The sequence below is a fragment of the Acaryochloris sp. IP29b_bin.148 genome, assembly GCF_028285565.1.
Classification (GTDB): Bacteria; Cyanobacteriota; Cyanobacteriia; order Thermosynechococcales; family Thermosynechococcaceae; genus Acaryochloris.
In genome coordinates this window covers 1-19,157 of the sequence record NZ_JANQOY010000002.1, presented here as the reverse complement: position 1 = coordinate 19,157, position 19,157 = coordinate 1, and the positions used below count along the sequence as shown (strand labels likewise).

Below are 19,157 nucleotides of genomic sequence, written 5' to 3'. Positions count from 1 at the left end.
TGCTAGTGGCTTGGACTTTTCTAAGCCCGTTGAAGAATTTTTCTATGAAACCCCTGGTGGAGACAAAGCCTTAGTCGATGCCGTTGTTTCTCTAACTGGCTTTGCCCTAGTGGGTGGTCCTGCCCGCCAAGATCACCCCAAGGCGGTGGAATCCCTGAAGAAGCTGAACCGTCCTTATATGGTGGCCTTGCCCCTAGTCTTCCAAACCACAGAAGAATGGGAGGAGAGTGATTTAGGCTTGCACCCGATTCAAGCCGCTCTGCAAATTGCCATTCCTGAATTAGATGGGGCGATTGAACCGATTATTTTGTCGGGCCGAGATGGTGTTACTGGGCGTGCGATCGCACTCCAAGACCGGATCGAAATGGTGGCCCAGCGGGCCATGAAATGGGCTTCTCTGCGCCGCAAAACAAAGCTAGAGAAAAAGCTAGCGATTACCGTCTTTAGCTTTCCCCCTGACAAGGGCAATGTGGGCACCGCCGCCTACTTGGATGTGTTTGGCTCCATCTATAAGGTAATGGAATCCCTGAAAAAGGATGGCTACACCATCGAGGATATGCCTGAAGATGCAGAAGCCTTGATGCTAGAGATTCTCCACGATGCCCAGGCCCAGTACAACAGCCCGGAACTCAATATTGCCCACCGGATGTCGGTGCAAGAATATGAATCTCTGACCCCCTACTCAAAACGATTAGAAGAATCCTGGGGTCCCCCTCCTGGCAACCTCAATAGCGATGGCCAGAACCTGCTGGTCTTCGGCAAAACCTATGGCAACCTATTTATTGGGGTACAGCCCACCTTTGGTTACGAAGGTGACCCCATGCGGCTGCTATTCTCTCGCTCCGCCAGTCCCCACCATGGATTCGCTGCCTACTATAGCTATCTCGAAAAGATCTTCAAAGCAGATGCTGTCCTTCACTTCGGCACCCACGGTTCCCTAGAGTTTATGCCGGGCAAGCAGATCGGCATGTCCAACGACTGCTACCCCGATACGCTGATTGGCAGCATTCCCAACCTCTATTACTACGCCGCCAACAACCCCTCCGAGGCCACGATTGCCAAACGTCGTAGCTATGCCAACACCATTAGCTACCTGACTCCTCCGGCTGAAAATGCAGGTCTCTATAAAGGTCTCAAGGAGCTGAGTGAACTGATTGGTTCCTATCAGACCCTGAAAGAAAGCGGTCGGGGCGTTCCCATCGTCGATACGATTATGGACAAGGCCCGCTTGGTGAACTTGGATCAGGATATTGACTTGCCTGAGCAAGATGCCAAAGATATGACTCAGGAAGAGCGCGACACCATCGTCGGTCGCGTGTATATCAAGCTGATGGAGATTGAGTCTCGGCTCTTACCCTGCGGTTTGCATGTAATTGGGAAGCCCCCCACCGCAGAGGAAGCCATCGCCACCCTCGTCAATATCGCTAGTCTCGATCGGGGTGAGGACAACATTCTGGGTCTCCCTCGGCTGATTGCCAACAGCATCAATCGCGATCTGGATGAGATCTTCCGCAATAGCGATCGCGGTGTCCTTGAAGACGTGGATCTGCTCAATACCATTAATGAAACCACCCGAGCCGCCGTTGCAGCCATCGTCCATACTCAGATCGATGAAGAAGGCCGCGTCTCCAAGGTTTCGCCTTTGAACCTATTTAACTTCGGTCGCCAAGAAGAGCCCTGGGTAAAAGCCCTTAATGAAGCGGGTTTCCCTGAGGTGGATCAAGAAGCCCTAACCCCCTTAGTGGAATATCTTGAGTTCTGTCTTAATCAAGTAGTGGCGGATAATGAGCTAGGTGCCTTACTCCAGGCATTAGAAGGTGAATATGTACTGCCTGGCCCTGGTGGCGACCCCATTCGCAATCCAGATGTGCTACCCACCGGCAAAAATATCCATGCCCTCGATCCTCAGTCCATTCCCACGGAAGCGGCGGTGCAATCTGCCAAAGTCGTGGTTGACCGACTCCTAGATCGCCAGAAGCAAGAAAATAATGGCGAATGGCCGGAATCCATTGCCCTCGTCCTCTGGGGAACGGACAATATCAAGACCTATGGGGAGTCCTTAGCTCAAGTGATGTGGTTTGTGGGTGTGAAGCCCCTACCTGATTCCTTAGGCCGGGTGAATAAGCTAGAACTAATTCCCTTAGAAGAACTAGGACATCCCCGCGTGGACGTGGTGGTGAACTGCTCAGGGGTGTTCCGCGATCTGTTTATTAATCAGATGGCCCTGTTAGACCAAGCCGTGAAGATGGCTGCCGAAGCGGATGAGCCATTAGAGATGAACTTTGTCCGTAAGCATGCCCTTAAGCAAGCCGAAGAGATGGGTATCAATCTCCGGCAAGCAGCCACCCGCATCTTTTCCAACGCCTCTGGATCCTACGCTGCTAACGTCAACTTGGCAGTGGAAAACAGCACTTGGGATGAGGAAGCGGAACTACAAGAGATGTACCTAAAGCGCAAGTCTTTTGCCTTCTCTGCTGACTCCCCTGGCGATATGGAGCAGTCCCGAGAAATTTTGGAAGCTTCTCTAAAGACAGTAGATGCCACCTTCCAGAACCTCGACTCCTCTGAGATTAGCCTCACGGATGTCAGCCACTATTTTGACTCTGATCCCACCAAGGTGGTCTCTAGTCTGCGGGATGACAAGAAAAAACCCAATGCCTACGTTGCTGACACCACAACGGCTAATGCCCAGGTGCGCACCCTGTCAGAAACCGTCCGTTTGGATGCTCGCACTAAACTGCTCAACCCCAAGTGGTACGAGGGCATGTTGAGCCATGGCTATGAAGGGGTACGGGAGCTGTCTAAGCGTCTAGTGAATACGATGGGCTGGTCGGCCACGGCGGGCGCGGTGGACAACTGGGTATATGAGGATGTGAACACTACCTTTATCGAAGATGAAGAGATGCGCAACCGTCTTAAGAATCTCAACCCCCACTCTTTCCGCAAGGTGGTGAGCACATTGCTAGAAGTGAATGGCCGAGGTTACTGGGAAACCAGTGAAGAGAACCTGCAAATGCTCCGTGATCTCTATCAGGAAGTGGAAGACAAAATTGAAGGGGTCGAGTAAATCCCGCTTTGATTGAGTTTTGAGTCAGCGCCCTGCCAAGTGGTGGGGGGCTGCTTTTAGAATGGGGGTTATAGATGCTCTTTCCTCCTCCTGCTCGAGGGCAACCCATGACGACTTATACGGTGAATCTAAAACCAGCGCTTGAGTTGACAGACGAACAGTTTTGGCAGATTTGCGTTGCGAACCGGGATCTAAAATTTGAGCGGAGTGCCGCTGGAGAGCTGATTATTATGCCCCCCACAGGTGGAACCACAGGGAACCGCAACAGCCGCTTGAACCAGCAGCTCTGCAACTGGGCTGATCAGGATGGGATGGGTCTCATTTTCGATTCATCGACAGGATTTAAGCTACCCAATGGTGCAGATCGGTCACCCGATGCAGCTTGGGTTCGTCAGGAACGCTGGGATGCATTAACAACGGAGCAACAGGATCGGTTTGTACCGCTGTGTCCTGATTTCGTAGTGGAGATTTTATCGCCTAGTGATCGCTTACAGACCACCCAAGCCAAGATGCAGGAGTATATCGATAATGGCACTCAACTGGGCTGGTTAATCAATCGCAAAGAGCAGCAGGTAGAAATTTACCGACCAGGGCAGACAGTTGAAGTGTTGGATGCACCTCAGTCAGTTGCTGGAGAGCCAGTGCTTCCAGGGTTTAGGCTCAATCTTGGCTCTATTTGGTAACGTGGCATTTTGGGGTTGCGATACTACGATTAGTAACCGCTCCTACAGCCTATACCTGTACCTTAGCGTAATCAGTATGTCATTAAACCCAAGAGTCAAGGTCAAAGGTTGCACTGCTTGAATACTTAGAAAGTCTTTATCTTTCGTGAGTAGCGTGAGCTGATGCTGGAGCGCCACAACCGCAATCCACAAATCATTCTCACTGTAAGGATGGTCGTAAACAACTGATTAGAATGGAACTACCACCAGTTATCTATCGGTTAGTTCTTTCCCTCAAGCCCTCTTATGAATGTTGACTTAAAGCCCGAACAAGAACAATTTGTTCAACAACAGCTTGATAAAGGACGCTTCAGCAACGTCGATGAGCTGATTAGCACCGCCCTCGCCCTCCTTTCTGAGCAAGAACAGCGATTAGAAGCCCTGCATCAACAAATCAAGATTGGCACCGAGCAAATCCAGCAGGGCAAAGTCGTTGATGGCGAAGCTACCTTCGACAGACTCCAAGCCAAAATCAGCCAAATGTCTTACCCCGAGGTATGAACAGCTACTCCCTCTCAGAAAAAGCTGTTCAAGATCTAGATGATATCTGTAACTAGAATCCCGCCGCAGCCAGCAAGCTTTGCGATGCCATCCGCAGCAAATGTCGGCAAGTGGCCCAATACCCGAACATGGGTAAGCCCTACGATCGCTTATCCAAAAATCTACGCGGCTTCAGTGTCGGCAACTACATCGTCTTCTACTACTCCAGACCTGACAGTATTGATATTGCCCGTGTTCTCAGCGGTTACCGTGACTTGGAAGACTTATTCTAACTGGGTCACAAGGTGGGTTATGCAATGACAACATGCATCGTAAACCTTAAACCTACGCTCGCCAGTGCCAACCAGTCTTTGTAAACTACTCTGGCCGCAATACACGAGCAAACGGTTGCTTCCGATATCGTCGGTATACATCAAAATCACTATCTAGCGTTGCAATTGCCGAAATATCCATACGCTCAGCAATCGCCACAAGCGTCAGATCGGCAAAATCACCCGGTAGGTCAGCATACTGAGCATTCAGCTCAGCAATCCGGCAGAAGTCTTGAGGCAGTAACTCTGCACATTCATAAATTTCTTGGGCGACATCCAACAGGAATTCATTTTGCGTTTGCCACTGAGAACTAAGGAGCCACATCACCTCAGTCATACAGCTAGGTGTTGTGAGTAAACGACTGGTACAGGTCTCAAAAAATGAACAGACAGCGGCATGGTGCTGATCGTTCGCACTGTAGTAAGCAAACAGAATTCCACTATCGACCAAAATGATAGGGTGGTAGGTCACGAGTGACGCTTTTGTAAGTGATTTGCGATTGCCTGCTTTCGATTTTCACGCTCTGAGCGGTCAGGTGGTGCATCAGTTAGGGGATATTTTGGGTGCCCTCCTCGTCGCTCTGCAACTGTCTTGCCTAGTTGCAAACTTAGCCAGCGCTCGCGAATGAGTCGCTTAATCAATTCACTGCGATTGGCATCCTTCTCGTGAGCTAATAACTCTGCAAGCTGTTGTTCGGTTTCTTCATTGAGCCTAACAGTTAGCATAGAATAGCCTTTGTACTACTTGTATGACAAGTATAGCAGCGAGTGTAATTCTGTCCCGATTTTGTGGTGGAACTGTTGTCCAAGCTTCAGTGAGACCTTAGTTCCGAGAGTCCTTTCCATCGTTGTTTGTCAGTGAAGTCAGACCTATCGGCTGCCTTCTTGGAGAACGATGCGGTTGCCGCCAGCTCGTTGAGCTTGACGCAGAGACTGTTCTGCTGCAGCGATTAAATTTTCGGGGGCTAATTTCGGGGTTGGCACAATGGTAGCAATACCAAGACTCAGGGTAATCCTGCAATCAGGAGTAGATTGAGGCAATATAGGGCTATCATTCAGCGCCTTGACTCTGAGGCGAATCTTTTTGGCAATACAGGCTGCTTCATCCAGAGAGTTTTTGGGTAGTAGCACAGCAAAGGTATCACCTTGATAGCGGGCCAGCATCCCTTTAGACGATCGCTCAAGATTGGCATGGAGAATCTTAACGACTTGGCTCACGTAGGTGTTGCACGCCAAATCACCATACTGACGCCGAATATTCGCAAAGTCATCCACTTCACATAAAAACAGGGAGAGCGGTTGTCTTTCTTGCCTTAGCCGTTGCCACTCTTTTTCTAATCGTGTTTCAAAGTGAGATCGAAGTGCAACTTGAGACAGGTTTTGATGCATCCAGAAGAACCCAATGCGCTGATAGAGACCTATGGGTTGCAATCGCCGCCGCAGCTGATGGGCAAAGTGATTGATGAACGAACTTTTGGGTTGTGCTGATGGATCGACTAACTCTGTTGGTTCGGACAGATCATCAGAAAAGAAAGGCGGTATGAAAGACACACTAACACTCCGTAGCTCTTGAAGAAGCTGACTTAACAACTACCTCATCATCCAAATTGTGAGTCATTAGCAACTTTGTTTGAGAGTTCCTAGTACCCTTGATCTGTCCCCCTGAATGTTTGGCTATCAGCCAACATGTACTAGCACATTAAGGAAGAACCGATTCTGTGCGTACTTCAATCAATAGAAAATGGATAGTTTTAGTCCAGATGAGATATTTCATCTAAAAATGCAAATCTATCTTAGCGCAAGGATAGATTTATCTTGATCAGGGTTGTGACAAAAATTTTTGATGACTGGCTATTTATCCTTTGCTATAAAAAATACTGCAACTTAAAGCCTACGAGTGCCAGTATTTTAGCAATGTATTATAATGTGATTTATATACTACAATAATTTAAGGTTTTATTTTTATTGATTAAAAATAAAATGCGATTCAGTCACCCAAAAACTTGATCGACCCATGATGCCCAGCAAGCTTGGAGAGCATTCAACTCTAATCGTTAGGCACGCTTACCTGAAACGATGAATGCATTACTAAAGTGATGTATTGATTCTGGATTCTCTGATCAACTTGAATCGTATAGAAGTTGGCTGAAAAACACTACATCCAGCATTTTTGCTCCAGCTGGAGATGCGGCTGGCCGAATCTTTTCAAGGTTTTTGAGTGTCAAAAATAGCCGGATAATTGAGGTGGCAAATATGACAATTTATTTCTATTCTAATAGAGAAAAGCCGTACGGCTGCTTCTCGAATTTTTCCGCTCATGGGTTTACGCTGGATGGTGTTTGGTGGCCCACCAGTGAACATTATTTCCAAGCACAAAAATTTGTAGGCACTCCTCATGCAGACCAAATCCGGCAGGTAAAATTGCCCAAAGATGCGGCTCGTTTAGGGCGGCAACGAACTCGCCCTTTGCGGTCAGACTGGGAACAAGTCAAAGATAATGTGATGCGCAAAGGGGTACGCTGCAAATTTGAGACCCATGCGGACATCCGCGAAACTTTGCTGTCAACTAGAGATGAGGAGTTAGTGGAAAATGCCCCTAGTGATTATTACTGGGGCTGTGGTCAGACTGGGGCTGGAAAAAATATGCTGGGAAAAATCTTGATGGAAGTGCGAGAAGCATTGCGATCGCACAATAGCCGTGCATAAGTTGAGTGAGTTCATGAAATTAGTTCGGTTTGAAGACGCTGCTGCGTTTTGCGATCGCACCCAGTCTTACCTTCTCCGTCATCCGGCTGAACATAATCTTCTACTAGGTATCCAAAGTGCTCTGATGCGGGTGCCAGAAGCGTTTTCTACTCCTCCTGATTTATTGTTGGTGGAATTAGCGGGCGAGATTCAAGCTGTGGGGACTCGAACCCCTCCTTATAATTTTGTGCTGTCGAGGGTACAGGATTTAGACGCTTTAGATATCATTGCGGACTATTTCCACCGCGCGTCGACATCTTTATCCGGTATCAATAGCTTTGTGGGAGAGGCTCAGACCTTTTCTCAGGTCTGGAAAACCCTGACTGGACACTCAAGTACCTTAAAAATGCACCTGCGAATTCACCAGTTGACTCAAGTGCGCGGCCCAGGAACTGCCCAGGGCTATTTGCGGGTGGCAACGAAACGCGATCGCAAACAGCTGTTGCAATGGTCAGAGGCGTTCTCTTTGGAAACCTTTGATGCCCTGGAAACGGATATTGAACGGATTCTGGATTTACAGATTAAACACCAGAACTTGTATGTATGGTGCGATCGCAAACTCGTCTCGATGGTGGTAGGGCGGGTGTCTCAACCAGGAGGAGGCCGCATTGGCCCCGTCTATACGCCCCCAGAATTTCGGCGACGGGGGTATGCGACAACCTGTGTTGCAGCCGTGAGTCAGATGTTGCTCGATCGCGGTGCCCAGCGTTGCTGCCTATTTACCGATATTACGAATCCGACGTCTAACCATATCTATCACACCATTGGGTATGAAGCCGTTTGTGACTGGTATGACTATCGTTTTGCCTAACGAGCTGTTTGAGAGCCTTGGCTTTTAATAGGTTTTTCAATAGGTTGGGTTCTGAATGGCAGTCTGAATGGGTAGATAGCCTATTCATCGGTGTGACAGCATTCGCAATAGCCATGCACGGTGATCTCATAGCTTTTCACCTGCAGCTCTGAACGCAATCCCTGAAAATTGGGTGCCTGGAACTGCTCCCAGGGAATATCTTCGACTTCACCGCAAGCCTGACATCGAAAATGGTGGTGGAGGCCAATATTGGCATCATAGCGACAGACACCTTCCTCCAAGAGCACCTCTCGTACTAATCCCACATCTCTCAGGGCCTGAAGGGTTTTATAGATCGTGGCCTGGGAAGAAGTTGGCGCATTTTGATTTAAATCGCTCAAGAGTTGTTCTGCAGTGGGATGATCAGAACGGGCCAGTAAATCTGCATAGACGGCAAAGCGCTGGGGGGTTACTCTTACCCCTTTGGCCTTTAGGGTTTGGATAATACTATCCGCTTGTTGTTGCATGTATACCTCCTCCAATAGGCCAACCTCCCACGGTTGGGGACATCTGGTTTTCAGCGACCTTAATTTCTAAACTAGCACTCTTAGATACGAGTCGTCCATTTTTAGGATTTACTCATATAACTAAGTAATTATTCTCATTGTTTTATTCTTAAAACAGAATTATTCTGAGGTAAGCACGGGGATTGATCGATACATCTGCAAGAATTTGCAAGCCAATGGAGCGGTCAGTATGGCTAGTATGAAACGCGTACTAATACGGCTTTCAAACCTCAAAACCTTTTTGAGTAAGGCTTTTGGGACTGGCAATCCCCATCTATCTGAGGGGAATGCTGTTCGTTTGCAAAATCTGAAATCTATTCCAACAAACTCATCACAACTGACAGGAGAAGAGTCTATGAGTAGTGCATCCAAGTGCCCCTTTTCGGGCGGAGCCTTGAAGTTCACTGCCGGTAGTGGCACCGCCAACCGGGATTGGTGGCCGAATCAGTTAAACCTACAAATTCTCAGGCAGCATTCTCCCAAGTCCAATCCGATGGACAAGGCGTTCAACTACGCTGAAGCCTTCAAAAGTCTTGACTTAGCTGCCGTTAAGCAAGATATTTTCGACTTGATGAAAAGCTCTCAGGACTGGTGGCCTGCTGACTATGGTCACTATGGCCCCCTCTTTATTCGCATGGCCTGGCACAGTGCTGGCACCTATCGGATTGGTGATGGTCGTGGAGGAGCAGGGACGGGCAACCAACGGTTTGCTCCGATCAATAGTTGGCCTGATAATGCCAACCTCGACAAAGCCCGCATGTTGCTATGGCCGATCAAGCAAAAATATGGCGCTAAAATCTCTTGGGCGGACCTGATGATCCTGGCGGGTAACTGCGCTCTGGAATCTATGGGATTTAAAACCTTTGGTTTCGCTGGGGGCCGCGAAGATATTTGGGAACCGGAAGAAGACACCTACTGGGGGGCTGAAACAGAATGGCTGGGTGACCAGCGCTACACCGGAGACCGGGACCTCGAGGCTCACTTAGGTGCAGTGCAGATGGGGCTGATCTATGTGAATCCAGAAGGCCCCAATGGTCATCCTGATCCGGTGGCTTCAGGCCGAGATATTCGCGAAACCTTCGGGCGCATGGCCATGAACGATGAAGAGACGGTGGCCCTAACAGCAGGCGGACATACCTTTGGTAAATGTCATGGCGCTGGGGATGATGCTCACGTTGGCCCGGAACCGGAAGGCGCTAGTATTGTGGATCAAGGTCTGGGTTGGAAGAGCAGTTTTGGCACGGGCAAAGGCGTTCATGCGATCACCAGCGGCATCGAAGGGGCCTGGACGACCAATCCCACCCAATGGGACAACAACTATTTTGAAAATTTATTCGGCTATGAGTGGGAACTCACCAAAAGTCCTGCCGGGGCCAATCAGTGGGTGCCCCAAGGGGGCGCAGGTGCGAATACCGTGCCGGATGCCCACGATCCATCCCGACGCCATGCGCCGATTATGACCACCGCCGATATGGCGATGCGGATGGACCCCACCTATAGTCCCATTTCCCGGCGATTCCTCGATAACCCAGACCAGTTTGCGGATGCCTTTGCGAGAGCCTGGTTTAAGTTGACCCATCGGGATATGGGACCTCGCTCCCGCTATTTGGGGCCGGAGGTGCCGGAGGAAGAACTGATTTGGCAAGATCCAGTGCCTGCGGTTGATCATGAGCTAATTAATGAGCAGGATATCGCTACTTTGAAGAGCCAAATTCTGGCGACGAATCTAACGGTGTCTCAACTGGTGTCCACCGCTTGGGCTTCGGCTGCGACTTATCGGGACTCGGATAAGCGGGGTGGGGCGAACGGTGCCCGGATTCGTCTGGCCCCCCAGAGGGATTGGGAAGTCAATCAACCGGCTCAATTGGCCACGGTGCTCCAGACGTTGGAGGCCATTCAAACCACCTTCAACCATGCTCAGATTGGGGGCAAGCAAGTATCTCTAGCAGACCTGATTGTCCTCGGGGGCTGTGCGGGGGTTGAGCAAGCAGCAAAAAATGCCGGTTGGTACGACATCAAAGTTCCTTTTAAGCCTGGACGCACGGATGCAACGCAGGCCCAAACCGATGTGACTTCCTTTGCCGTGCTGGAACCCAGAGCAGATGGGTTCCGCAATTACCTCAAAGGCCGCTATCCTGTTTCTGCAGAAGAACTGCTGGTGGATAAGGCTCAGCTGTTGACGTTAACGGCACCTGAAATGACAGTACTGGTCGGTGGTCTGCGGGTGTTGAATGCCAATGTGGGTCAGGCCCAGCATGGTGTGTTTACCCACCGACCTGAAAGTCTCACGAATGATTTCTTCTTGAACCTGCTGGATATGGGCGTGACTTGGGCGGCGACGTCGGAAGCTGAAGAGGTGTTTGAAGGACGCGATCGCAAAACCGGTGCCCTCAAGTGGACTGGAACCCGTGTGGATTTGATTTTTGGTTCCAACTCTCAACTCCGAGCCTTGGCAGAGGTCTATGGATGCGAAGACTCGCAGCAACGCTTTGTCCAAGACTTTGTGGCGGCCTGGGATAAGGTGATGAACCTCGATCGCTTTGACCTAGCTTAGTCTCGGGTTAAATACCGCGATTTCGATTTGGTAGTCCTGTAGATTGCCCCCGGCCTATAGGGCTACTAAATGTAAATGTATTGATGCTCCGGTGTATTTGCTACATATCGCTGAGATAGCAAACTCAAAACTTCGTGAGCATTCCAGTGAAATCTACAGACCTTGCCATGGACTGAGACGAATCCGGCCACCGTCAACGAGCAAGTCTTCTCCTGTAATGTATGAAGCATCCTCACTAGCGAGAAATAAGGCCACCTTGGCAATCTTCTTGGGTTGCCCCAATCGCTGCATGGGAATTTCGTTCTGGAGCGCTGCGATCATCTTCTGATCGAATTCCCCCGTCATCTCGGTATCAATCACACCCGGACTAATGGCGTTGACGCGGATATTGCGCGATATTAGTATGCCAGCCTTTGCCAAGTGGATCTCAATCTGGGCATTATCAATACTCAGGTCAGGACGCTTAGTTTTCTCACATGGAGGGCATGTAAATGTCAGTAATTGTCGACGCAATTAAGCGAATTTCAGTTATCGCAGAGCAAAGAAATTGGCCAAATATCCCTGGAGAATTTCTCTACACTTGTGAGCCTTATCCACCATGCAAAAGAGTTATTCCTGAAGATCTAAGTGAAGAACAGCTTGAATTAGTCGACAATTACTGTAATTCCAAACCTAAATTAACCCTTAGCGAAATTGAAGAGTTAGCTGCTCCATATCGTTTTAGCCTTCCTCAAGAAATTTATGACTTATACCAAATTGGGAATGGCTGCCTGCCAATTGGGGATGCCAAGAATAAGAATTGGGATTCAGTGTATAACTACTGTTATTTCCCCAGCATGGCGAACCCTTTGTGGACCCTCGCTGATGCTATGAGTGCTTATCGAAGTCTACTTTTAGAGTTCAACCCTGAATTATTGCCTCTCTGTTCTTATGGAGAGGACAAAACCTTATATATGCTCGGCAGCAAAAAGTTTCAAGAGACAGTTCCCTTGATTTGGATATATGACCACTCTATATCTGATGATATTGCAAGCATGGAGGTGCTTTGGCCAAGCCTGACAAATATGATGCTTGCTTATGCTGAACGTTCAGAGTCTCTGTGTGATGGAAGCCTAACAGAAAATAAAGAAAAAATAATATACCAAAAATATAGTAGTGGAAACGAACTGGGATGGTATGAATTTTCGATTGTACGTTAGTAAAAGTATGGGATAGTATGCTCAATCTGATTACTTCCCAAGACAATTAGTAGTTTTCCTCAAATAAAACGAGCGTTTTTTGAGTTTTCCGTTTTTCATCATCAGCAATTATGCAGCTCGTTGGTTCGCAGAATTATTTAAATTCCAAGAAACAGAAGCTAACCTAACGGAACAGAAGCACTGGCACTTGCACACTTCTCAAGAGCTGAACCGTGGTACTACCGATCACAAGGTGGCGAATGCGGCGATGGCCATAGGCCCCCATCAGCAACAGACTGATTTGGTGTTGTTCGATATAGTCAGCTATTACCTTTTCAGGCGCTCCTGCAGAGAGGGTGGTCGATACCGTCAGTCCCGCCTGTTGCAGAGTCTCTTCGGCATCGGCTAACTCTTGCGATCGCACCGCATCGGACTCTCTCTTGGCCACCGTCAGTAGATGAATCTCCAGCTCCTTAAACCCAGGGGCGCTGTCCACTAAGAAATTCAAGACCCGCTTCCCCGTGGGGCTGCCGTCATACGCCACCAGCAGCCGTTCAATCGGCGCAAAGGTTTGGGGGGTGACCAGGCAAGGCTTGGCACTGCTGCGAACAATCCGATCGACATTGGCCCCTAGGTGACCTGAGGCAAACTCTGCTGCTTCTCCCCGTTTACCCAAGACAATCAGGTCAGATTCGGCCTCAAAATCATGGAAGCAGTCTACTAGAAAGCCCGTGGGGTTAAGCAGTTCTAGGTTACTGAGGCCTTCTGCCTTGAGAACTTGCTCTGCATTTTGCAAAATCAACTTGGCCCGTTGTTTGTTGAGTTTAGCTTTTTCATGCTCTAAGTTCACCAACTCGTTTAAGAGCTGCTCGGATGCTCCCAGGCCAATACTGCCGCTCAAATTGCCGGTAGAAACCACCTTTTGGCGAATATCGCTAACAAACAGAACTTTCATTTGAGCCTGAAATTGGTGGGCAAACCAGGCTCCATATTTATAAATGCCATCTGCAAAAGCAGACCCATCGGAGCAGAGAAGAATGGTTTTCATACAGGTGATTTCCCTAAAGGATGGCGGGCAGGTGTAGCACTAAGACGGGTCGCTGGAAACAAGTTCCTCGTCTGTAGCAAGACGATTGAGGAGAGTGGAGCTGGCTTCATTCAGGCCCACCACATTGACTTCGACCCCTTGACGACGAAACTTCTGAACGGCTTTATCGAGCATTTCTACCGCCCCTTGGTCCCAGAGGTGAGCATGGGTCAGGTCAATCGTGACCTGCTCGACAAGTTCGACAAAGTTAAAGGAGGCCATAAATTCATCCCGAGACAGAAAGAAAATCTGCCCAGACACTTTATAGACCCGGTGAGCCCCCTCGTCCAGCATCACCTGATCCACCAATACTAACTGGGCGATCTTGCGGGAGAAAAACACCGTACTCATAACGATGCCTGTGGCGACTCCAAGGGCAAAGTTGCGGGTGAAGATAATTACAAACATCGTCGTCAGCATGACCACAACTTCACTGCGAGGAACCCGAGGAATATTGGTGAAAGATGACCAGCGGAAGGTACCAATGGACACCATAATCATCACTGCTACCAGAGCGGCCATGGGCATCTGCCTCACCCAGTCCTGTAAGAACAGAATCGCCATCAGCAAAAAGATGCCCGCCGCCAGACTAGACAGACGACCTCGCCCCCCAGACTGGACGTTAATGACCGACTGACCAATCATGCCGCATCCCGCCATACCGCCAAAGAAGGCCGTCACCATATTGGCGATCCCTTGGCCTTTGGCCTCTTGGTTCTTGTCGCTAGGAGTGTCGGTCAAATCGTCCACTAAAGAGGCAGTGAGGAAAGACGCCAACAGTCCGACAATGGCGAGGGTTAGAGAATAGGGCAGGATAATATTGAAAGTCTCAAGGTTGAAAGGGACTTGAGGTAAGGCAAAGAGGGGCGGTGTTGTAGGTAGCTCACCCATGTCGCCTACGGTAGGCACGTCTAAACGCAGGGCAATGGCCGCAATGGTCATCACTGCTAAGGCGACCAGGGGCGATGGTACCGCTTTAGTAAAGCGCGGCAGGATATAGATAATCCCCAAAGACAGCACGGTAAGGACATAAACCGTGGGAGGCACGTTTGTAAGCTGGGGAAGCTGGGCCATAAAAATCAAGACGGCTAGGGCATTGATATAGCCGATCATGACCGCTCGGGGCACAAATTTCATTTGGCGACCCAGTTGGAGTATGCCAAAGATGACCTGGAAAATGCCGGTCAAAAAAGTGGCGGCCAGCAGATATTGCAGGCCATGCTCTTTGACTAAATCCACCATTAATAGGGCCATAGCGCCGGTGGCGGCTGAGATAGAACCGGGTCGTCCGCCCAGGAACGAGGTAATCACGGCAATGATAAAGGAGGCATAGAGCCCGACCTTAGGATCTACCCCAGCAATAATCGAAAAGGCGATGGCTTCAGGAATCAGTGCTAGTCCGACCACGGCCCCGGACAGTAGGTCGGCCTTGGGATTAACCAACCACTCCCGTTTAAAAGCACGAAAATTGAGGGAGCGGACGTTGAGATTGGGAATGTTCAAGGGGTCTCCTTAAGCCTGACAATGAAAATCTGGGTGAATGGGGTAGAGATTGGTCAGCCTTGGCTGCCAATAGGATGTTGATGCAACTTCTTAACCAGGACGATAGACAGGGTGGACGGGGAACGCACTGCCCTCTCAGCCGGATGCTAGTTCTTAAAAATCTCCAACTGCTTAAAGGGCCGATTCTTGGTCCCTCTTTGAATAAGATGAGCTATCTGCCTATATTTGTGAGGGTGTCTGAGATGGCCACCTATCGTGGGTGAGTAGATTTGCTTAACATTTTTTTAATATATGCCTATCTAAAGGCAAATCGGCAGCAGTGTCTAGGGGCAAAAAAGAGAGGAGATCACAATTAATCTGTGTAGCTTGAGCGAGGCAAGGTAATTGAAGGAAACCTTATGGCGATTGCCTTCCTGCTGTACCCTTACAAATATTGATTGTTTGCCCTTGGACTGCAGCGATATGAAACGATTTTTACTCCCTAGCCTGTTGGGACTATTGCTTGTCGCTTGTTCAGCGCCAGAAAGTACCACACCTCAGCAACAGCCTTTTGTTGCTGGTGCTATTCCTGACCAAGACCCTGAAAAGCTCCAGCGTCTTTACAGTAAGTTAGCCACTTATTTAGAAGCCGAACTAGAAGTTCCGGTGACCTATAAGCCGGTTAATAATTACGCAGCTGCGGTCACCGCTTTTCGCGTAGGGGATTTAGATATGGTCTGGTTTGGGGGGCTGACTGGAGTTCAGGCCCGCTTGCAGGTTCCCAAGGCCCAAGCGATTGCCCAGCGGGAAATTGACGCCAAGTTTACCAGTGTCTTTATCGCCAATAAATCGAGTGGAATTCAACCTTTTGAAGCAGTTGACGGGCTACAAGCCCTGAAAGGTCGGACCCTCACCTTTGGTAGTGAATCCTCCACCTCCGGGCGACTGATGCCCCAATACTTTATGCAGGAAGTCGATCTCACTCTTAAAGATCTGAAAGGCAATGTGGGGTTCTCGGGATCCCACGATACGACGATTAAAGTGGTGGAAGCGGGCACCTATGAAGTGGGAGCCTTAAATTCCCAAGTCTGGAAGGATCGAGTAGCGGAAGGCAAGGTGGATTTAGAGAAAGTCCAGGTGATTTGGGAAACACCGTCTTATTTTGACTATCATTGGGTGATCAATCCCCAGGTGAGTGAACGCTACGGCCCTGAGTTTATTCCTAAAGTGCAGGCGGCCCTACTCAAGCTTGACCCCGCTGTCCCCGAGCAAGCAGAAATTTTGGACCTTTTTGGGGGGAGTTCGTTTATCAAGACCGATAATAGTAACTATGCTCAAATTGAAGCGATTGGCCGCCAAATCGGCAAGATCAAATAGCATTCTGGCTCTCCACCAAGTCAGTCATCGGTTTGGGGACGTGACTGCCCTCGCCGATGTCAATTTTGCGATTTATCCCGGTCAAATTGTCGCGTTAATTGGCTCCAGCGGTGCGGGCAAAAGCACTCTTTTACAGTTACTGAATGGCACCCTGCAGCCCACAGCAGGTGAAGTATGGGCTATGGGCCAACCTTGGCAGGCCCGGTCTGCCCGGCGAATTCAACGCCAAATTGGCACCATTTACCAGCAGTTCCATTTGGTGCCCTCTTTGCGAGTGATCCATAATGTCAATGCGGGACACCTGGGTCGTTGGCCTTTTTGGAAGGCGGCAGCTTCCTTGGTGTGGCCTCTGGACGTGGAGACCGCCCAAGCCGCCCTAGTCCAGGTGGGCATTCCTGATAAGCTCTATGCTCGCACCGATCGTCTCTCTGGCGGCCAGCAGCAGCGAGTCGCCATTGCTAGAGTCTTGGTACAAGATCCAGCGATTATGCTGGCTGACGAACCCATTGCCAGTCTGGATCCAGAACGCAGCCATGACATTATGCGGCTGCTGAGTCGCCTCGTGCGGGAGCGAGGCAAGACATTGGTAGTGAGTTTGCATGGGGTGGAGTATGCGCAGCAGTATTGCGATCGCATTATCGGTCTCAAGCAAGGTCAACTGCTCTTTGACATGCCAGCCCAAAAGGTAACGCCCCCCATGCTCAAACAGCTTTATCATTGTGAAAGTGGTTAAAACAATTGCCCCACAGGTGATTACCAGTTACCGTTCTAAGAGCGTCCGTTCCGCTGTCATTTCACTGGATGTGACGACCATACGTTCAATCAGGGCCGAGCTAATCAGCTGAGAGAATTCTTCATCGGGAATGTCGAGATGTTCCTGAAGCGATGTTTCGTCAGTCCATTTCTCTGTGAGGATCAGCTCTGTTGGGTCTTCGAGATTCTGCGAGAAGATATATTCGATATTACCGTTGTCTGTACGACTTTTCCGGGCACGACGAATAAGCGCGTCTTTGACCCTAGACAGCTCTTCGGAGGATTGAACTTTGATCTTGCCAGTAATAATGATCATAGTGTTTTTCTAGAATGTTACTCCCTTCCCACTGTAGGTTCGCAGGCAAAGTAGAAAGTCGTCATCTGAGCCTTGACCTAAAAAAGTGAATACCGTTCAGTTCAGTTAAGCACTGGCTCATGTCCTCGATGATGGCAAAAACAGCGATAGGATTCGGCTAGAGTCGATTTAAGATTTCTGTGGGGGAGTAAATCAGGAGCTTGCTATCAATGAAGTCCTTTGGATCACGAGTAACGATGCCATCCAGTTGATTGAGAACTGCACAAGCAAGTTGAATACTATCTTCAAAATCTTTTAGTCCAAGACTGAGAGCAGTTTTGACGGTCTGGCGATCAACAGCACAAAATTGGAGGCCGATTAGGAGTCGATTAACAGCATTAATGGCGACTTCGCGACCTTCCGTTTTACGAATGATATAGAAAATATTGGTGATGGTCGTTGCGGCGATATAGCCCGCTAAATTGCCTAATTCAATTTGCTCGAAGAGAGCAATAGCAGTCTCAACAAAGGGATCTCGTTCTAAAAGTAAATCTAGAACAACATTGGTATCGATGAGAACTTTCACGCGAAGGCTTACTGATATTTTTGAGTTAGGTAATCTGTGTATTCTGCTTGCAATTCAGGATCACTAGGAGCTGCTTCAGGACGCTTGGCGATGCCCCGCAGTCCGGTAAGTGTCCCAGGCGGGATAGTCTGCGAGTGAGAGATATTGCGCTGTTTTTGATGGAGGAATTCGGCAAAATTGAGAACTTCGTTGACTTGGCTTTCTGGGAGAGCTTGAATAAGCTCGTAGAGCTTTTCTGCGGCTGTCATAATGCTCGGAAGATAGACGGGGTAGTACTACTATTATGGCTAAATCTTACGTTTGAAAAACTGGTACTGGAAAGTAGCCACAGAGCGATGATTCCACTCAATCAATCTCGAACCACTCAACTTGCCCAAGACAGAGATAGTTAGTCACCGAATACCAAGCTGAGCCGAGCCTTGAGTAGGGCAAATTTCTACGGACGTTGTTTGATAAATTTCATCTCTCCTTTGAAGTCTCCATCTGATTCAACGCCAACGGGAATCCAATTGAGATGTAGATAGAAACCATAGGCTCTGAAACTAGGGTTATTGCCTGTGACTAACCAAATCTCTTCCATCTCCTTGGACCAAAACCAAGTTTCAGTTACTTGCATTAGTGCCCGTCCTGCTCCCCGTCCTTCAAAAGCCGGAAGAACAAAAATGCCAAATATTGTTTTTTCTGTGGCACTGGCAATGGAGAAGCCAATCGCTTGATCATCCATCTCAGCAATCCATGCACGACAGTCCGTCTCTAACATTTTGGTCACTGACTCTGGTGTAATACCCAGTTCAGCAATCTCTTCTCGGGATTGATAATTTTCGACAACGCTAGTTCGGATTTCAAACAGTGTCTCGACATCCTGCGGTTGAGCAATGCGGATATTCATGGTGTCTGGCCTGGTTCTTGTTTTAGCTCCGAAATATACTCACCAAGTAGACCAATCAACTATTCAAATCTCTACAGACCAATTGGTTCCCCAAACCTTTTAGGTTCTCAACTTGATAAGAGTAACCTCTGCCAAGCCAGTTATATGGTAGCGGGTTGCTTGCTAATGGATTGTGCACAACCATAAAGTCGCAACCACTTCTACTCAAATCTGGTTGCCCAACATTCGGATGATTTAGGTCATCTGCCCAGGTA

The 19,157-nt window shown here is 49.0% G+C and carries 21 protein-coding genes and 2 pseudogenes; 10 read left to right on the top strand and 13 right to left on the bottom strand.

Translation table 11 applies throughout. The annotated features are described in order from the left end of the window. A partial coding sequence (locus tag Q0986_RS00315) for a magnesium chelatase subunit H (RefSeq protein WP_299402141.1) occupies positions 1-3,067 on the top strand: 3,067 nt, incomplete at its 5' end. Between the two features lie 107 nt (positions 3,068-3,174). Continuing rightward, the gene (locus Q0986_RS00310; protein ID WP_299402143.1) at positions 3,175-3,750 is read left to right on the top strand and encodes a Uma2 family endonuclease; all 576 of its coding nucleotides are present in this window, start codon (positions 3,175-3,177) and stop codon (positions 3,748-3,750) included. 42 nt (positions 3,751-3,792) lie between these two features. Here the strand turns inward: Q0986_RS00310 and Q0986_RS22800 are convergent. Then, positions 3,793-3,945, bottom strand: a pseudogene (locus tag Q0986_RS22800) (hypothetical protein); the annotation flags it as partial. Positions 3,946-4,035: 90 nt separating this feature from the next. Here Q0986_RS22800 and Q0986_RS00305 point away from each other — a divergent pair. Both Q0986_RS00305 and Q0986_RS00300 read left to right on the top strand, forming a co-directional pair. Then, the gene (locus Q0986_RS00305) at positions 4,036-4,290 is read left to right on the top strand and encodes a type II toxin-antitoxin system ParD family antitoxin (RefSeq protein ID WP_299402139.1); all 255 of its coding nucleotides are present in this window, start codon (positions 4,036-4,038) and stop codon (positions 4,288-4,290) included. Positions 4,291-4,358: 68 nt separating this feature from the next. Beyond that, positions 4,359-4,562 (top strand): annotated as a pseudogene (locus Q0986_RS00300) (type II toxin-antitoxin system RelE/ParE family toxin); the annotation flags it as partial. Between the two features lie 85 nt (positions 4,563-4,647). Here the strand turns inward: Q0986_RS00300 and Q0986_RS00295 are convergent. From Q0986_RS00295 to Q0986_RS00285, 3 genes are all read right to left on the bottom strand, one after another. Continuing rightward, complete coding sequence (locus Q0986_RS00295) at positions 4,648-5,073, bottom strand: PIN domain-containing protein (RefSeq protein WP_299402137.1); 426 nt, start codon at positions 5,071-5,073, stop codon at positions 4,648-4,650. Continuing rightward, positions 5,070-5,327, bottom strand: coding sequence for a hypothetical protein (locus Q0986_RS00290; RefSeq protein ID WP_299402135.1), 258 nt, complete (start codon positions 5,325-5,327; stop codon positions 5,070-5,072). Before Q0986_RS00290 ends, Q0986_RS00295 begins: the two co-directional genes overlap by 4 nt. A gap of 144 nt (positions 5,328-5,471) precedes the next feature. After that, complete coding sequence (locus Q0986_RS00285; RefSeq protein ID WP_299402132.1) at positions 5,472-6,152, bottom strand: diguanylate cyclase; 681 nt, start codon at positions 6,150-6,152, stop codon at positions 5,472-5,474. A gap of 702 nt (positions 6,153-6,854) precedes the next feature. Here Q0986_RS00285 and Q0986_RS00280 point away from each other — a divergent pair. Together Q0986_RS00280 and Q0986_RS00275 are read left to right on the top strand one after the other, a co-directional pair. Then, on the top strand, positions 6,855-7,307 hold the full coding sequence (locus Q0986_RS00280) for an NADAR family protein (RefSeq protein WP_299402130.1): 453 nt from the start codon (positions 6,855-6,857) through the stop codon (positions 7,305-7,307). Between the two features lie 13 nt (positions 7,308-7,320). Beyond that, the gene (locus Q0986_RS00275; RefSeq protein ID WP_299402128.1) at positions 7,321-8,157 is read left to right on the top strand and encodes a GNAT family N-acetyltransferase; all 837 of its coding nucleotides are present in this window, start codon (positions 7,321-7,323) and stop codon (positions 8,155-8,157) included. Positions 8,158-8,237: 80 nt separating this feature from the next. On the opposite strand, the gene Q0986_RS00270 is transcribed toward Q0986_RS00275, so the two are convergent. Beyond that, positions 8,238-8,663, bottom strand: a complete 426-nt coding sequence (locus tag Q0986_RS00270) for a Fur family transcriptional regulator (RefSeq protein WP_299402125.1) — start codon at positions 8,661-8,663, stop codon at positions 8,238-8,240. Positions 8,664-9,057: 394 nt separating this feature from the next. Here Q0986_RS00270 and katG point away from each other — a divergent pair, with 394 nt between their 5' ends. Beyond that, positions 9,058-11,256 carry a catalase/peroxidase HPI gene (katG, locus tag Q0986_RS00265; RefSeq protein ID WP_299402123.1) on the top strand — a complete coding sequence of 733 codons (2,199 nt, stop codon included), beginning with the start codon at positions 9,058-9,060 and terminating at the stop codon, positions 11,254-11,256. A 153-nt stretch (positions 11,257-11,409) separates the two neighbouring features. Here katG and Q0986_RS00260 read toward each other — a convergent pair whose 3' ends face one another. Then, the gene (locus Q0986_RS00260) at positions 11,410-11,676 is read right to left on the bottom strand and encodes an SDR family oxidoreductase (protein WP_299402118.1); all 267 of its coding nucleotides are present in this window, start codon (positions 11,674-11,676) and stop codon (positions 11,410-11,412) included. 71 nt (positions 11,677-11,747) lie between these two features. Here Q0986_RS00260 and Q0986_RS00255 point away from each other — a divergent pair, with 71 nt between their 5' ends. Beyond that, positions 11,748-12,455 (top strand): SMI1/KNR4 family protein, encoded by a 708-nt coding sequence (locus Q0986_RS00255; protein WP_299402110.1) that lies wholly within the window; start codon positions 11,748-11,750, stop codon positions 12,453-12,455. A 163-nt stretch (positions 12,456-12,618) separates the two neighbouring features. On the opposite strand, the gene Q0986_RS00250 is transcribed toward Q0986_RS00255, so the two are convergent. Next, positions 12,619-13,482: a universal stress protein gene (locus Q0986_RS00250; RefSeq protein WP_299402108.1), complete on the bottom strand. Its 864-nt coding sequence runs from the start codon at positions 13,480-13,482 to the stop codon at positions 12,619-12,621. Positions 13,483-13,521: 39 nt separating this feature from the next. Then, a complete protein-coding gene (locus Q0986_RS00245; RefSeq protein ID WP_299402106.1) occupies positions 13,522-15,024 on the bottom strand; it encodes a SulP family inorganic anion transporter in 1,503 nt (500 codons plus the stop codon). A 462-nt stretch (positions 15,025-15,486) separates the two neighbouring features. Between Q0986_RS00245 and Q0986_RS00240 the strand changes: the two genes are divergently transcribed. Together Q0986_RS00240 and Q0986_RS00235 are read left to right on the top strand one after the other, a co-directional pair. Then, a complete protein-coding gene (locus Q0986_RS00240; RefSeq protein WP_299402103.1) occupies positions 15,487-16,380 on the top strand; it encodes a putative selenate ABC transporter substrate-binding protein in 894 nt (297 codons plus the stop codon). Next, the gene (locus tag Q0986_RS00235; protein ID WP_299402101.1) at positions 16,334-17,113 is read left to right on the top strand and encodes a phosphonate ABC transporter ATP-binding protein; all 780 of its coding nucleotides are present in this window, start codon (positions 16,334-16,336) and stop codon (positions 17,111-17,113) included. The genes Q0986_RS00240 and Q0986_RS00235 overlap by 47 nt, the downstream gene beginning before the upstream one ends. Positions 17,114-17,140: 27 nt before the next feature. Here the strand turns inward: Q0986_RS00235 and Q0986_RS00230 are convergent, their stop codons facing one another. The 5 genes from Q0986_RS00230 to Q0986_RS00210 form a co-directional block, all read right to left on the bottom strand. Further along, on the bottom strand, positions 17,141-17,449 hold the full coding sequence (locus Q0986_RS00230; RefSeq protein ID WP_299402099.1) for an antibiotic biosynthesis monooxygenase family protein: 309 nt from the start codon (positions 17,447-17,449) through the stop codon (positions 17,141-17,143). Between the two features lie 157 nt (positions 17,450-17,606). Further along, positions 17,607-18,014 (bottom strand): PIN domain-containing protein, encoded by a 408-nt coding sequence (locus Q0986_RS00225; RefSeq protein ID WP_299402097.1) that lies wholly within the window; start codon positions 18,012-18,014, stop codon positions 17,607-17,609. A gap of 8 nt (positions 18,015-18,022) precedes the next feature. Next, on the bottom strand, positions 18,023-18,262 hold the full coding sequence (locus Q0986_RS00220) for a DUF2281 domain-containing protein (protein WP_299402095.1): 240 nt from the start codon (positions 18,260-18,262) through the stop codon (positions 18,023-18,025). A gap of 188 nt (positions 18,263-18,450) precedes the next feature. Beyond that, positions 18,451-18,903: a GNAT family N-acetyltransferase gene (locus Q0986_RS00215; RefSeq protein WP_299402093.1), complete on the bottom strand. Its 453-nt coding sequence runs from the start codon at positions 18,901-18,903 to the stop codon at positions 18,451-18,453. A gap of 55 nt (positions 18,904-18,958) precedes the next feature. Beyond that, positions 18,959-19,157, bottom strand: a 199-nt coding sequence (locus Q0986_RS00210) for a hypothetical protein (protein WP_299402091.1), incomplete at its 5' end; no start/stop codon positions are given.